The 14449-nt window shown below is 68.7% G+C and carries 15 protein-coding genes and 1 pseudogene; 10 read left to right on the top strand and 6 right to left on the bottom strand.

Annotated elements, in window-relative coordinates; all coding sequences use genetic code 11:
- Positions 1-9 precede the first annotated feature (9 nt).
- Positions 10-357, top strand: coding sequence for a restriction endonuclease (locus tag ACO2Q2_RS10255; protein ID WP_423255666.1), 348 nt, complete (start codon positions 10-12; stop codon positions 355-357).
- A 374-nt stretch (positions 358-731) separates the two neighbouring features.
- Here ACO2Q2_RS10255 and kbl read toward each other — a convergent pair whose 3' ends face one another.
- Together kbl and tdh are read right to left on the bottom strand one after the other, a co-directional pair.
- Positions 732-1928: a glycine C-acetyltransferase gene (gene kbl / locus ACO2Q2_RS10250; protein WP_423255665.1), complete on the bottom strand. Its 1197-nt coding sequence runs from the start codon at positions 1926-1928 to the stop codon at positions 732-734.
- A 163-nt stretch (positions 1929-2091) separates the two neighbouring features.
- The gene (gene tdh / locus ACO2Q2_RS10245) at positions 2092-3126 is read right to left on the bottom strand and encodes an L-threonine 3-dehydrogenase (protein ID WP_423255664.1); all 1035 of its coding nucleotides are present in this window, start codon (positions 3124-3126) and stop codon (positions 2092-2094) included.
- Positions 3127-3270: 144 nt separating this feature from the next.
- On the opposite strand from tdh, the gene miaA reads away from it, so the two are divergent.
- From miaA to ACO2Q2_RS10205, 8 genes and pseudogenes are all read left to right on the top strand, one after another.
- Complete coding sequence (gene miaA, locus ACO2Q2_RS10240) at positions 3271-4233, top strand: tRNA (adenosine(37)-N6)-dimethylallyltransferase MiaA (RefSeq protein WP_423255663.1); 963 nt, start codon at positions 3271-3273, stop codon at positions 4231-4233.
- A 152-nt stretch (positions 4234-4385) separates the two neighbouring features.
- The gene (gene hfq, locus ACO2Q2_RS10235) at positions 4386-4655 is read left to right on the top strand and encodes an RNA chaperone Hfq (protein ID WP_423255662.1); all 270 of its coding nucleotides are present in this window, start codon (positions 4386-4388) and stop codon (positions 4653-4655) included.
- An 87-nt stretch (positions 4656-4742) separates the two neighbouring features.
- Positions 4743-6056, top strand: a complete 1314-nt coding sequence (gene hflX, locus ACO2Q2_RS10230; RefSeq protein WP_423255661.1) for a ribosome rescue GTPase HflX — start codon at positions 4743-4745, stop codon at positions 6054-6056.
- Positions 6057-6224: 168 nt separating this feature from the next.
- Positions 6225-7394 carry an FtsH protease activity modulator HflK gene (gene hflK / locus ACO2Q2_RS10225; protein WP_423255660.1) on the top strand — a complete coding sequence of 390 codons (1170 nt, stop codon included), beginning with the start codon at positions 6225-6227 and terminating at the stop codon, positions 7392-7394.
- Positions 7391-8257, top strand: a complete 867-nt coding sequence (gene hflC / locus ACO2Q2_RS10220) for a protease modulator HflC (RefSeq protein WP_423255659.1) — start codon at positions 7391-7393, stop codon at positions 8255-8257. Before hflK ends, hflC begins: the two co-directional genes overlap by 4 nt.
- A 250-nt stretch (positions 8258-8507) precedes the next feature.
- Positions 8508-9800, top strand: coding sequence for an adenylosuccinate synthase (locus ACO2Q2_RS10215; protein WP_423255658.1), 1293 nt, complete (start codon positions 8508-8510; stop codon positions 9798-9800).
- 141 nt (positions 9801-9941) lie between these two features.
- Positions 9942-10130 (top strand): hypothetical protein, encoded by a 189-nt coding sequence (locus tag ACO2Q2_RS10210; RefSeq protein WP_423255657.1) that lies wholly within the window; start codon positions 9942-9944, stop codon positions 10128-10130.
- Positions 10131-10174: 44 nt separating this feature from the next.
- Positions 10175-10309, top strand: a pseudogene (locus ACO2Q2_RS10205) (group II intron maturase-specific domain-containing protein); the annotation flags it as partial.
- Positions 10310-10397: 88 nt separating this feature from the next.
- On the opposite strand, the gene ACO2Q2_RS10200 reads toward ACO2Q2_RS10205, so the two are convergent.
- The 3 genes from ACO2Q2_RS10200 to ACO2Q2_RS10190 all read right to left on the bottom strand — a co-directional run bounded on the left by ACO2Q2_RS10200 (position 10398) and on the right by ACO2Q2_RS10190 (position 12666).
- Positions 10398-10928: a C40 family peptidase gene (locus ACO2Q2_RS10200; RefSeq protein ID WP_423255656.1), complete on the bottom strand. Its 531-nt coding sequence runs from the start codon at positions 10926-10928 to the stop codon at positions 10398-10400.
- A gap of 99 nt (positions 10929-11027) precedes the next feature.
- A complete protein-coding gene (locus ACO2Q2_RS10195) occupies positions 11028-12278 on the bottom strand; it encodes a TonB family protein (protein WP_423255655.1) in 1251 nt (416 codons plus the stop codon).
- 1 nt (position 12279) lies between these two features.
- The gene (locus ACO2Q2_RS10190; protein ID WP_423255654.1) at positions 12280-12666 is read right to left on the bottom strand and encodes a BlaI/MecI/CopY family transcriptional regulator; all 387 of its coding nucleotides are present in this window, start codon (positions 12664-12666) and stop codon (positions 12280-12282) included.
- Between the two features lie 149 nt (positions 12667-12815).
- Here ACO2Q2_RS10190 and gorA point away from each other — a divergent pair, with 149 nt between their 5' ends.
- On the top strand, positions 12816-14162 hold the full coding sequence (gene gorA / locus ACO2Q2_RS10185) for a glutathione-disulfide reductase (protein ID WP_423255653.1): 1347 nt from the start codon (positions 12816-12818) through the stop codon (positions 14160-14162).
- 88 nt (positions 14163-14250) lie between these two features.
- Here the strand turns inward: gorA and ACO2Q2_RS10180 are convergent.
- Positions 14251-14449: hypothetical protein (locus ACO2Q2_RS10180; RefSeq protein ID WP_423255652.1), on the bottom strand; the 199-nt coding region annotated here is incomplete at its 5' end.

Here is a 14449-nt window from a genome sequence, read left to right as displayed (position 1 = left end):
CTGGGCGAAGTGGGGTTTCTCAAGCGGGCGCAGGGTGGCTGCGTCGCCGGTGCGAGGTTGTGGCGTGCGGCCGGCTACGCTCATCGGGCGACGGGTGCCGTCGTGGTTACCAGCGGCGAATTCACGCACGCCGCACGCGCCGCGGCGACTCGGGAGCCGCGGGTGCAACTGATCGATGGCGCAGCATTGCGTCGGATGCTGGGGACGGATTCGGTGGGGCTTGCGCTGCACTCCGAGGACGCGGCGGCGGCTGCGCCGGCAGCACCACCGATCCCTGCCTGGCATGGGGTAGCGTCGCCGGCGCGACGTGGACGACGTCCGCGCCGTTCCCGCAATCCACTGCCGGAAGTGCCATAGCCGGGGCGGGTGATGGCTGCGCGGAGGCCTGCCGCATCTCGCCCGACCTGCCCGGCGCTGGCGCCGCGGGTAACGGCCTCGTTCGGCACCAGCTGGTCCGGCCCGGCGACACCCGGTGCACCTCGCGCCTGTTCCGTCTGCGGCCGCCAATCATGGCATCTGCGCGAGCACCCGTCCCTCACCCAACCCTTTCCCGAGGGGGAGAGGGCTTCGATCGCGCGAAGTTCGTGCTCCTTCCGTCGCATCGCAATGCCCCGCGCTTGAGTCCCCCTCGAACGATGAAGCTGTTCAGGGGGGCAGCGCAGCGCGGTCTGCCTTCCACGACCAGGTTCCGCGCGTGAGCTTTTCCCGCGACGGGAAGATGGCGTGTCGGCTCAGCCGATCACGCCCAGCCGCTTGCCGATGCGGGTGAACGCGTCGATCGCGCGGTCCAGGTGTTCGCGGGTGTGTGCCGCGCTCATCTGGGTGCGGATGCGCGCCTGGCCCTTGGGCACCACGGGGAAGAAGAAGCCGGTGACGTAGATGCCTTCTTCCAGCAGGCCGGCCGCCATCGCCTGCGCCTTGGGCGCGTCGTAGATCATCACCGGCACGATCGGGTGCACGCCGGGCTTGATGTCGAAGCCGGCGGCGGTCATGCGCTGGCGGAAGTAGGCGGTGTTCTCCTGCACCCTGGCGCGCAGCTCGCCGGCGCTGTCGAGCATGTCGAACACCTTGATCGCCGCGGCCACCACGTGCGGCGGCAGCGAGTTGGAGAACAGGTACGGTCGCGAGCGCTGGCGCAGCAGTTCGATCACTTCCTTCGGGCCGGTGGTGAAGCCGCCCAGCGCGCCGCCGAGCGCCTTGCCCAGGGTGCCGGTGAAGATGTCGATCTTGTCCATCACGCCGTTGACCTCGGCCGCGCCGCGGCCGGTGGCGCCGAGGAAGCCGGTGCAGTGGCACTCGTCGATGTGCACCATCGCGTCGTACTTCTCGGCCAGCGCGGTGATCTGGTCCAGCGGGGCGATGAAGCCGTCCATCGAGAACGCGCCGTCGGTGGTGATCAGCTTGGTGCGTGCGCCGGCGGCATCGGCGGCCTGCAGCTGCGCTTCCAGGTCGGCCATGTCGCAGTTGGCGTAGCGCAAGCGCCTCGCCTTGCACAGGCGGATGCCGTCGATGATCGAGGCGTGGTTGAGCGCGTCGGAGATCACCGCGTCCTCCTCGCCCAGCAACGGCTCGTACAGGCCGCCGTTGGCGTCGAAGCAGGCGGCGTAGAGGATGGTGTCCTCGGTGCCGAAGAACTCGGCGATCTTCGCTTCCAGCTGCTTGTGCAGGTCCTGCGTGCCGCAGATGAAGCGCACGCTGGCCATGCCGAAGCCGTGGGTGTCCAGCGCCTCCTTGGCGGCGGCGATCACCTCGGGATGATCGGCCAGGCCCAGGTAGTTGTTGGCGCAGAAGTTGAGCACCTTGCGCCCGCCTTCCAGTTCGATCTCGGCCGACTGCGGCGAGACGATGATGCGCTCGGCCTTGAACAGGCCCTGTTCGCGGATGGATGCGAGTTCGGCGGCATAGCGGTCGCGGGCGGTGTAGGTCATGGCTGTCTCGGTGAAGGGGAAGCAGTTTGTGGCTTGTGGCGAGCTCCATCGTCGTCATTCCCGCGAACGCGGGAATCCATCGGGTTCTCGGGCCAGCGACAGCAAATGGATTCCCGCCTTCGCGGGAATGACGGCGGTCAAGTGGGCTTGTTGCAGGAGGGCGTCAACTCCAGCTGCAGACCACCTTGCCGCAGTGCCCTTCGTCCATCAGGTCGAAGCCGCGCTGGAAGTCGTCGATGGCGATCTGGTGGGTGAGCACCTTCTGCAGCGGGAAGCCGGTGAGCACCATCTGCGTCATCTTGTACCAGGTCTCGTACATCTTGCGGCCGTAGATGCCCTGCAGGGTGAGGCCCTTGAAGATCACCTTGTCCCAGTCGATGCCGGCGCCGCGCGGCATGATGCCGAGCATCGCCACCTTGCCGCCGTGGTACATCACCTCGAGCATGTCGTTGAAGGCGCGCGGGTTGCCGCTCATCTCCAGGCCCACGTCGAAGCCCTGGATGTGCAGGTCCTTCACCACGTCGCGCAGCGACTGGTTGGCCACGTTCACCACGCGGGTGGCGCCCATGTCGGCGGCGAGCTTGAGGCGGTAGTCGTTGACGTCGGTGACCACCACGTTGCGCGCGCCCACGTGCTTGGCGATGCCGGCAGCGATGATGCCGATCGGGCCGGCGCCGGTGATCAGCACGTCCTCGCCGATCAGGTCGAACTCCAGCGCGCAGTGCGCGGCGTTGCCGTACGGGTCGAAGAACGCGGCCAGCTCGGACGGGATCTGGTCGGGGATCGGCCACAGGTTGGAGGCCGGCATGGCCATGTACTCGGCGAACGCGCCGTTGCGGTTGACGCCGATGCCCACCGTGTTCGGGCACAGGTGCTGACGGCCGGCGCGGCAGTTGCGGCAGTGGCCGCAGACGATGTGGCCCTCGGCCGAGACGCGGTCGCCGATCTGGTAGCCGGTCACGCCCGGGCCGATCTCCACGATGCGGCCGACGAACTCGTGGCCGATGGTCAGCCCCGGGGTGATCGTGCGCTGGCTCCACTCGTCCCACTTGTAGATGTGCAGGTCGGTGCCGCAGATGGCGGTCTTCTCCAGCTTGATCAGCACCTCGTTCGGGCCGACCTCGGGCACCGGCACGCTTTCCATCCAGATGCCGGGCTCGGCGCGGCGCTTGACCAGGGCTTTCATCGTCTGAGGCATGGGGGCATCCATCGAGGGGTGATGCGGCAGGGAGGCCGCAGGATCAGCCGACGATTATACGGGCCGCACCCGTTGGGTCGCTTCGGCAGCGCAGCATGGCGCCGCCGATCCGTCCACCGGCAGCTGGCCTCTACACTTCACCGAATGGCTATCGACACCCGACCGCTCGCGATCTTCCTGATGGGCCCCACCGCCTCGGGCAAGACCGCGCTCGCCTGCGCGCTGGCCGGGCGATTCCCGATCGAGCTGGTCAGCGTGGATTCGGCGCTGGTCTACCGCGGCCTGGACATCGGCAGCGCCAAGCCCGACGCCGGCACGCTGGCGCGCCATCCGCACGCGCTGATCGACATCCGCGACCCGGCCGAACCGTATTCGGCCGCCGACTTCCGCGCCGACGCGCTGGCCGCGATGCGCGCGATCACCGCGCGCGGGCGCGTGCCGCTGCTGGTCGGCGGCACCGGGCTGTATTTCCGCGCGCTGCAGCAGGGTCTGTCGGCGCTGCCGGAAGCCCACGCCGAGCTGCGCGCGCAGCTCGGCGCCGAGGCGGCCGAGATCGGCTGGCCGCAACTGCACGCCCGGCTGACCGGGCAGGACCCGGTCGCCGCGGCGCGGATCGGCCCGAACGACACCCAGCGCATCCAGCGCGCGCTGGAGGTGATCGCGCTCACCGGCCGGCCGCTGTCGGAACTGCAGGGCAGCCAGGGTCGCGAGCCGTTCCCGTGGCGGGTGCTCAAGCTGGCCCTGCTGCCGGCCCAGCGGGCGCCGCTGCACGCGCGCATCGCCGCGCGCTTCGACGCCATGCTGGCGGCCGGCTTCCTCGACGAGGTGCGCGCGCTGAAGGCCCGCGGCGACCTGCACGCCGACCTGCCGGCGATCCGCGCCGTGGGCTACCGTCAGGCCTGGCGGCACCTGGACGGTGAATTCGACGCGGCCGAGCTGCGCGATCGCGGCATCTTCGCCACCCGCCAGCTGGCCAAGCGCCAGATCACCTGGCTGCGCAGCGAGCTGGACGCCCGGACGCTCGACCCGGAGCGCGCCGACCTCGCCGGACGGGCCGTCGATGCGCTCGAGCTGTTCCTCGGGTCGGCCGCCGACGGCCCGGTGTGACGGTCGCCGTGTTGTCGCCGTATGGTCACGCGGCTTGTGTGGTCACGCGGCTTTCGCGTCTGATTTAAAAGCGGTTAATATTGAGCGGACTTGGTCCGGAGCGGGCGCGCTTCTTTTATCCGGACCGCAGCTTTGACGGGGGTATCAGAACAATGTCCAAAGGACAGTCCTTGCAGGATCCATTTCTCAACGCACTACGCCGGGAGCGCATCCCGGTATCGATCTATCTGGTCAACGGCATCAAGCTGCAGGGGACGGTGGAGTCGTTCGACCAGTTCGTGGTGCTGCTGCGCAACCAGGTCAGCCAGATGGTCTACAAGCATGCCATCTCCACCGTGGTGCCCAGCCGCAACGTGCGCGTCGGCAACGGCCACGACGGTCCCGGCGAAACCCCGGTCACGCCGGCCGAAACCGAAGCCTGATCCAGGCCTGCGCGGGCGCGCACCGGCTTGATCGCCGCGGGCAAGCCCCCATGACTGGGGTTTGCCCGGCAGGATATTCCCGCACCCGTGTTCGACAGACAGAAAAAAGGCGACCGTGCACTCCTCGTGCTTCCGCATTCGCGCGGCGAGGGTGATGCCGTGCGTCGCGGCGAGGAATTCGCCGAGCTGGTGAAATCCGCCGGGGCCGAGATCCTCGGCGTCATCCCTGCCCGCGTCGAGGCGCCCAACCCGCGCTTCTACATCGGCACCGGCAAGACCGACGAGGTCGCCGAGATGGCGCGCGCGGTCGAGGCCGACGTGGTGCTGGTCGACCACCTGCTCACCCCCGTGCAGGAGCGCAACCTGGAAAAGCACCTGGGCGTGCGCGTGGTCGATCGCGCCGGGCTGATCCTGGACATCTTCGCCCAGCGCGCCCGCTCGCACGAAGGCAAGCTGGAAGTGGAGCTGGCCCAGCTCAAGCACATCGCCACCCGGCTGGTGCGCGGCTGGACCCACCTGGACGCCCAGCGCGGCGGTGCCATCGGCAACCGCGGCCCGGGCGAGACCCAGCTGGAAACCGACCGCCGCCTGCTCGGCGAGCGTGTCAAGCAGCTCACCAGGCGGCTGGAAAAAGTGCAGACCCAGCGCGGCCAGCAGCGCCGCGCGCGGCTGCGCAACACGGTGCCGCGGGTGGCGCTGGTGGGCTACACCAACGCCGGCAAGTCCACGCTGTTCAATGCGCTCACCACCGGCGGCGTGTACGCAGCCGACCAGCTGTTCGCCACGCTCGATCCCACCGTGCGCAAGGTCGACGACCTCAGCTGCGGCCCGGCGGTGATCGCCGACACCGTGGGCTTCATCCGCGACCTGCCGCACGACCTGGTCGCCGCCTTTCGCGGCACTCTGGCCGAGGCGCGCGACGCCGACCTGCTGCTGCATGTCTGCGACGCCGCCGACGAGGACCGCGAGCGCCTGCGCCAGGTGGTCGATGGCGTGCTGGAGGAGATCGACGCCGGCGACCTGCCGCAGCTGCAGGTGATGAACAAGATCGACCTCGCCGGCAGCGAGCCGCACATCGTGCGCGACGGCGAGGGGCGGCCCACCCAGGTGTGGCTGTCCGCCGCCACCGGGGCGGGGCTGGCGCTGCTGCGCGAGGCGCTGGGCGAACTGCTCGGCGGCGAGCGGTTGCAGTCCGCGCTCAGCCTGCCGCTGTCCGCCGGCCGGCTGCACGCACGGCTCAAGGCCGCCGGCGCCATCGTCGGCGAGCGGATCGACGAGGACGGCTGGCACTTGGACATCGATGCCCCGCGCAGCGTGATCGCCCCGCTCAGCGGAGGCCTGGATGCCGATGCCGTACTGCTGCGCGACCTGCTCGAACGCACCGCGCTGCCGGTCGAGTGACCGGCAGCGCCGCGGCAGCTCTGGTAGAATCGTGCCCGTTTGTGCCCACGGCACCCGCGCGGGGCGGGTCCTGCGATTCCCGCACGCGAAGCACGTCATGACCCAACCCGTCACACCTGTGTCCCGGCTGCTGTTGCCGGCCTCCCAGCGGCCCTTAGGAGACTGACCATGGCCTGGAACGAACCCGGCGACAACGGGCAGCGCAACCCGTGGGGCAGGAAAAGCCCCGGCGGCGGCAAGTCGCCCAACCTCGACCAGCTGCTGAAGAACGTACGCAGCCGCCTGGGCCGCCTCGGCGGCGGCAGCGGCGGCAGCGGCGGCGTGATCATCATCGTGCTGGCGCTGCTGATCGCGTGGATGCTGCTGAGCAGCTACACCATCATCAACACCAGTCAGAGTGGCGTGGTGCTGCGCTTCGGCCAGTACTCGCGCACGTTGGGCCCTGGCTTCCACTTCAAGCTGCCGGCGCCTGTGGAAACCGTGTCCAAGGTGGAGACCACCCGCGTGCGCGCTATGGTCGACCAGGTGCGCATGCTCACCAGCGACGAGAACATCATCGCGGTGAACTTCAACGTGCAGTACCAGGTGTCCGATCCGCGCAAGTACCTGTTCTCCACCAACGATCCGGACGATACCCTCAAGCAGGCCGCCGAGGCTGCGGTGCGCTCGGTGGTCGGTGCCCATTCGATGGACGACATCCTCACCAGCCCGGGCGAGGATGTGGCGGCGGCCGCGGTCGTTCCGGCCAGCGCCACCTCCGTGGCCAGCGTCGCCAGGCCGGCGCCCGCGCCGGTGGCCAGCAAGGCCAGCGGCGACCAGGATCGCGTCACCCTGCAGCAGCAGACCCGCGAAACCCTGCAGCGCACGCTGGACAGCTACGACGCCGGCCTCGTGGTCACCGACGTGAGCTTCCAGAACGTGTCGCCGCCGGACGAGGTGAAAGCCGCCTTCGACGACGTCAACGCCGCCCGCGAAGACAAGCAGAGCGCCGTCAACAAGGCCTACGCCTACGCCAACCAGGTGATCCCGCAGGCCACCGGCGAAGCCTCGCGCATCATCGCCAGGGCCGAAGGCGACAAGGCCGAGCGCGTCGCCCGCGCCACCGGCGACGCCGAACGCTTCAACCTGCTGCTGAAGGAATACAAGACCGCACCCGCCGTGACCCGCCAGCGCCTGTGGCTGGAAACCATGGAAGAGGTGATGGCGCGCAACGCCAAGGTGGTCGACGGCTCCAACGGCCGCAACATCATCAACCTGCCGGGCGCGGCGCTCAGCGCGCCGGTGAGCGCCGGGGTGTCCGTCACCGGTGACGCCAACGGCCGGGAGAAACAGCCATGAAGATCTCCGCCATCGTCGCCGTCGTCGTGGTCGCGCTGCTCGGCCTGAGCAGCATGTACGTGGTGAGCGAGGGGCAGACCGCACTGCTGCTGCAGTTCGGCCGCATCGTGCGCGCCAGCGACCAGCCCGGCCTGCACTTCAAGCTGCCGCTGGTGCAGCAGGTGATGCGCTTCGACAACCGCATCCTCACCATGGACGCGCAGCCGGAGCGCTACTTCACCTCCGAGAAGAAGAGCGTCAACGTCGACTTCTACGTGAAGTGGCGCATCGCCGACAACGCCGACTTCTACCGCGCCACCGGTGGCGATCCGCTGCAAGCGGCGCAGCGGCTGAGCCCGATCGTCAAGAACGCGCTGCGCTTCGAGTTCAACGGCCGCACCCTGCAGGAGCTGATCACCGGCGGGCGCAAGGACATCACCGACAAGGTGCGCGAGCAGACCGACGCCGCCGCCCGCAAGAACCTCGGCATCCGGGTGGTGGACGTGCGCATCAAGCGCATCGACCTGCCCGACGAGGTGAGCGACTCGGTCTACAAGCGCATGAAGGCCGAGCGCCTGCAACTGGCCAACGAGCTGCGCTACACCGGCGAGCAGATGGCCACCACCATCACCGCCGACGCCGACCGCCAGGGCCAGGTGCTGCGCGCCAACGCCGAGCGCGACGCGGCCAAGACCCGCGGCGAGGGCGACGCCCAGGCCGCGCTGATCTACGCCCGGGCCTACGGCCAGGATCCGGAGTTCTTCGCGTTCTACCGCTCCATGGAGGCGTATCGTCACGCCTTCGGCGACGGCAAGAGCATGCTCATCGTCAAGCCAGACGATCCGTTCCTGCAGTATTTCCAGAACAGCGCCGGAAAGCGCTGAGACCCTTTCCAGTTCCGGTCCGCCGAGCGAAGCCCGTCTGTTGCATCATCCCGGCGGGCGCCGGGATCCAGTGACCTGGGCGCTCTGGAGCGGTGCTGGATGACCGGCGTTCGCCGTTGAAGAGCGCTTCCGGCGCCCGCCGGAATGACGGCGGTTGAGCGGCGCGGGTACGCGGGTCGGGCGTCGCAAGACAAGTCATCCGTTTCATCCGCCCCGCCGATCGGGGCGCCACACGAGAGCAAAAACCACCATGGGCAAGTCCGTAGTCATTCTTGGAGCCCAGTGGGGCGACGAAGGCAAAGGCAAGATCGTCGACCTGCTGACCGAACGCGTGGGCGCCGTCGCGCGCTTCCAGGGCGGCCACAACGCCGGCCACACGCTGGTGATCAAGGGCAAGAAGACCGTGTTGCACCTGATCCCCTCGGGCATCCTGCGCGACGACGCGCTGTGCCTGATCGGCAACGGCGTGGTGCTGTCGCCCGCCGCGCTCAAGCACGAGATCGAGGAGCTGGAGGCCAACGGCATCAACGTGCGCCCGCGCCTGAAGATCAGCCCCGCCACCCCGCTGATCATGCCGTACCACATCGCGGTGGACAAAGCGCGCGAGATCGCCGCCGGCAAGAGCGCCATCGGCACCACCGGCCGCGGTATCGGCCCGGCCTACGAGGACAAGGTCGCCCGCCGCTCCATCCGCGTCGCCGACCTGATGTACCCGCACGAGCTGCCCGAGAAGATCAAGGCCGCCGTGGACTACCACAACTTCATCCTCACCCAGTGGCTCAAGGCCGAGCCGGTGGACTACCAGACCGTGCTGGACGAAGCGCTGACCTACAGCGAGTTCATCCGCCCGATGGTCGACGACGTCGCCACCATCCTGCACGACGTGCGCAAGGCCGGCGGCCACATCCTGTTCGAGGGCGCGCAGGGCGCGCTGCTGGACATCGACCACGGCACCTACCCGTACGTCACCTCGTCCAACACCACCGTCGGCGGCGCGCTCGCCGGCACCGGCGTGGGCGCGGGCGACATCGACTACGTGCTGGGCATCTGCAAGGCCTACGCCACCCGCGTCGGCGGCGGCCCGTTCCCCACCGAGCTCAACGACGAGATGGGCGAGCGCCTGCGCAAGGTCGGCAACGAGTTCGGCGCCAGCACCGGCCGTCCGCGCCGCTGCGGCTGGATCGACCTCGTCGCGCTCAAGCGCGCCGTGCAGATCAACGGCATCAACGGCCTGGCCATCACCAAGCTCGACGTGCTCGACGGCTTGCCGAGCATCAAGGTCTGCATCGCCTACGAATACCGCGGCAAGCGTCGCGAGCTGGCGCCGCTGGACGCCGACGGCTGGGCCGAGTGCAAGCCGGTGTACCTGGAGTTCCCTGGCTGGGAAGAGTCCACCGCCGGCATCCGCGAGTGGGATAAGCTGCCGCCCGCCGCCCGCGCCTACCTGCGCTCGCTGGAAGAACTCTCCGGCTGCCGCATCGCCCTCGTCGCCACCGGCGCCGACCGTGACGACACCATCGTGCTGGATGATCCGTTCGCCTGATCGGCGGGTGTGACGTGACCCGAAAAAGCCCCGCAGCGCGGGGCTTTTTCGTGTGCGCCCGGCAGGGCGCACCTGCTTGGAGGTGAAAGTCCTCTATGGACCTGGAGAAGTTCTTCGACCGGGTCAACCACTTTCATCCTGATGTCGCGCGTCGCCCGGCACGCCGACGACGAGCGGGTGCTCAAGCTGGTCCGCCGTTATCTGGAAGCGGGCCTGATGCGTGAGGGGGTGGCCGCGACGCGGAACAAGGGCACGCCGCAAGGCGGGCCATTGTCGCCGTTGCTGTCGAACATCCTGCTCACGGACTGGGATCGCTGGGCTACACCCTGACGAATGCGGGTGGTCGGATCAGGCTCAAGGTTGCGCCGGAAAGCGTGACGCGTCTGACCGGCCGCGTACGTGAGCTGTTGCGGCAGGGGCGCGGGCGCAGCCTCACCCATACCATCGAGACCCTCAATCCGGTGCTGCGTGGATGGATCGGCTACTTCCAGCTCAGCGAGAGCAAGAATCGCTGGGAGAAGGGTTGGGATGAGAGGGACAGGACTTGCCTCAAGCCGATCTCGCTGTTGCCGCGATACGCAATGCTCAGAGGCCCCCTCAATCCAGCAGCCGCTTCCCGAACGCGAAATGTTCGCGCCAGTACGGCCCGTCGATGTCGTCCAGCCGCACCGTGCCGCCGGAATTGGGGGCGTGCACGAAGCGCCCCTGACCCACGTAGACGCCGACGTGGCTGATCCCGCCGCGGCTGCCGAAGAACACCAGGTCGCCGCTGGCCAGCTCCTTCATGCGCTTCACCTTCTGGCCCAGCTCGGACATGGCGCGCGAGCTGTGCGGCAGCGCGATGTCGGCCGCATGGCGATAGATGTAGTCGACCAGACCGCTGCAGTCGAAGCCGGTCTCCGGTGTGTTGCCGCCCCATTTGTACGGCGTGCCAACCAGCGCCATGGCGCGGAACAGCACGTCGTTGGCGACCTGCGCGCTGGCTGCGGAGGGTGCGCGCGCCGGCAGGTCGGCCAGCCCGGAGTGCGAGGCCTTGAAGGTGGGCTCGCGCCGGTGCGGCGTGCTGGAGCAGGCGGCGAGCAGCAGGGTCGCGATGCCCGTGATCGCCCACGACATGCGACGCGGCATGGTCGGTTGCGCGGGGAGACTGGCGTGGCGGCAGAAGGTCATGCGGCAGGCCCGGCGTGAGATGCGGCGAGCCTACCAAGGCATCAAAACACTTTCAAATCAGTGTATTTGTGGCATTTCAGCAGCCATTTTCTCGGTTTCATCCTTGGTCGTGGTTCCCGGCAGTTCGTGCAGGCTGAATTTCACCGGCACCAACGCATAGCTCTCGATCGGCTGGCCGTTCTTCATGGCCGGATGGAAGCGCCACTGCATTGCCGCATCGCTGGCGGCGGCGATCAGGTTCGCCGAGGTCGTGGTGCTTGCCTTGGGGTCGTAGTCGACGGTCTTCACGCTGCCGTCGGGATGGACCAGCACCTTCAAGACCACCGTGCCTTGCTCCTTGTTGATGATGGAAGCCTTCGGATAGCGCGGCTGCATGCGGGTATTGACCTGCAGATCCTGCGTGGCCTTGGCACTCGGCTCGTTGGCCAGCGGCGCGGCCTGCGCGGCCAGGCCGACGCCGGCGATGAAAAGGACCGCACCCAGATATCCGGCGAGGCGGCGTGCGGTAGTGGTGCGATCGCGTCGAATCATCATCAGGCGCTCCTTCAGTTGCGGCTCGGCGAGCCAGGGGATGAGCACCGGCGCGGCGTCCATGCCGGTGCTGGCGAGCAGGGTGCGGGCGTAGCTGCCGGCGTCGTGTGCGTGGCGGCGCAGGGTGCGTTCGTCGCAGGCCAGCTCCTGGTCGAGCCGGAAACGCGGCAGCGCCAGCCACGCCAGCGGGTGGAACCACAGCAGCGCAGAGAGGACCTCGGCCAGTACGCTCCACAGCGGGTCGCGACGGGTGAGATGCGTCTGCTCGTGGGCCAGCACCAGGGCGCGCTGTTCGGTGCCGAAGCGGCTGGCGAAATCCGCCGGCAGCAGGATCAGGCTGTGCCACGACCAGAGCACCGCCGGCCCCTGCGGATGCAGACGCAGGCGGCGCGGGTCCAGCGACGGATGCTCATGACGGCAGTGCGCCAGCAACTCCGGCGGCAGCGGGCGACAGCGGCGGCGCAGCCGCGCATAGGCAAGCACCAGACGCAGCAGGGCGAGGACGGCGCCGACCAGCCACAGCGCCATCCACGGCACGCTGCCGGATACCGCTGGGGCCAGCGGGGCGGAGGCCGCGAATGCAGCCGGCATGGCAATCACCGGCGGCAGCACGTGCCAACTCACCGGCAGCATCGGCAGCCACGGCAGGGCGCCGAGCAGCACCGGCCACAGCCAGAGGGTGAAGGCCGGGCCGGCGCCGAACAGCCTCCGCGCGGGCTTGCGCAGTGCCAGCACGAGCAGCAGGCCGGCGCTGAGGTCGATCAGGCTGGCGAGCATCTCAGCGCTCCTTCCGGTCGATGGCGTCGATCAGCGCACGCAGCTCGGCGATGTCGCGCTTGCCGAGTTTCTCGTGGGCGGAAAAGTGCGCCAGCAGCGGCGCCACGCGGCCGCCGAACACGCGGTCGAGCAGGCTGCGGCTCTCGCTCGACTGCCACTGTTCGCGGGTGATGAGCGGGCTGTAAAGGTAGCGCCGGCCGTCGCGCTCGGCACTCACCGCGCCCTTGCCGAGCAGGCGGTTGAGCAGGGTGCGGATGGTCTTCTCGTGCCAGTCGGTGGTTTCGCCCAGCGCCGCGACGATCTCCTCCGAAGTGCGCGGTGCGTTGTCCCACAGCACGGCCATGACCTGGCTCTCGGCCTCGGTGATGGCGGGGACTTCGCGACGCATGCCTGGCCTCCTTGTGGATTACGTTTGTAATCTTCATCCGGAGATTACAGGCGTAATTCATCGGCGCGCAAGTGCCCGGCGCCAGATCCCGAACCGTTGACGCTGAACCGGCGATACTCCCGGTCCGCTCATCGTTCGGAGAAAGCTTCATGACGCAGGTCTGCGATCTCATCGTGCTGGGCGCCGGCTCCGGCGGGTTGGCCACGGCGTTCCGCGCGGCGCACCACGGGGCGAAGGTGGTGCTGCTCGATCCGGCGCCGCCCGGCGGCACCTGCGTGCATCGCGGCTGCGTGCCGAAGAAGGCGCTGTGGTACGCCGCGCAGCTGGCGCAACAGCAGTCGCTGGCACACGAGTACGGCTTCGGCGGTGCGGGCGGGAGGCTGGACTGGGAGCGCTTCCGCCAGCTCCGCCAGGGCTACGTGGACGACATCACCGTCCGCTACGTAGAGCGCCTGCGGAAAGCCGGCGTGCAGCGGGTGTCTAGCGCCGGTCGGCTGGTTGACGCCGGCCTCGTGGAGGCTGCGGACGGCCGTCGCTGGCAGGCGCCGCACGTGGTGATCGCCACCGGCGGACGCCCGCGCAGACTGGATATCCCGGGCTTCGACCTGGGCTGGGTATCCGATGACATATTCGCGCTGCGCGCCCTGCCGCGGCGGGTGGCGGTGGTCGGTGGCGGTTACGTGGCAGCGGAGTTCGCCGGTTTGCTGCGGGCGTTCGGCTGCCAAGTGAGCCTGCTGGTGCGCGGTCCCCTGCTGGCTGGTTTCGATGCCGAACTTACCGACGCGCTGGCCGAACGCATGCAGCACGACGGCATCCGCATGATCCGCCCGATCGAGGTGCAGGCGGCGCGGCGTGAGGCCCATGGCCTGCTGCTCGACGGCAACGACATGGATGCCGGCGGTCCGTATGACGCCGTGCTGTGGGCGGTCGGACGCGTCCCGCATACCGAAGGTCTTGGTCTGGAGGTATTGGGCATGGCACTCGGCCGGCGCGGCCACGTGCCGGTGGACGACTACCAGAACACCGCATGCCCGGGCATCTATGCCGTAGGCGACGTCACCGATCGCGTGGAGTTGACCCCGGTAGCGGTGGCGGCAGGACGACGGCTGGCCGACCGCCTGTTCGGCGGGCAGCCGGAGGCGCGACTGGATTACGAGAACATCCCCAGCGTGCTGTTCAGCGAACCGCCGCTGGCCAGCGTGGGCTTGAGCGAAACGCAGGCACGCGAGCAGCACGGCGATGCGGTGCGTTGCTACCGCAGCCGCTTCACGCCCATGCAACTGGCGCTCGCGGGGCGGCGCGAACCGTCGCTGATGAAGCTGGTATGCATGGGCGAGGACGAGCGCGTGGTCGGCATCCACGCGCTGGGTCCGGGCGCCGACGAGATGCTGCAGGGTTTTGCCGTGGCGATGAAGCTCGGCCTGCGCAAGCGCGACCTGGACGCGACGGTGGCGATCCATCCCACCTCCGCCGAGGAACTGGTGCTGATGGGCTGAGAGGCTGAGAAAAAATCGCCCGCCTACTGCGCCCGCCGCCAAACGCCCATGCCGGCGGCGCGCTGGGCGCAAATCCGGGTCATTTGGCTCACCAAACTCCCCGGATTTGCGCCCAGCGCACCTTGTCACGAACGCTTGGCGGCGCTCTCGCTACGGCGGGCGAATTTTTCTCAGCCTCTGAGAGGGTGTCGACAAAATAAAACAAACCTGTAGAATCTGCCGTAGGTCTCACGAGCGGACGGTTCTCATGGAACAAAAGAAGCGCAGTGACGTAAAGCGCGGGCGCA

Source organism: Dyella sp. KRB-257, assembly GCF_049445995.1.
In the GTDB taxonomy this organism is placed as follows: Bacteria; Pseudomonadota; Gammaproteobacteria; order Xanthomonadales; family Rhodanobacteraceae; genus Dyella_A.
Note: the sequence above shows the minus strand (reverse complement) of the source record. Positions and strands in the feature narration are given on the sequence as shown.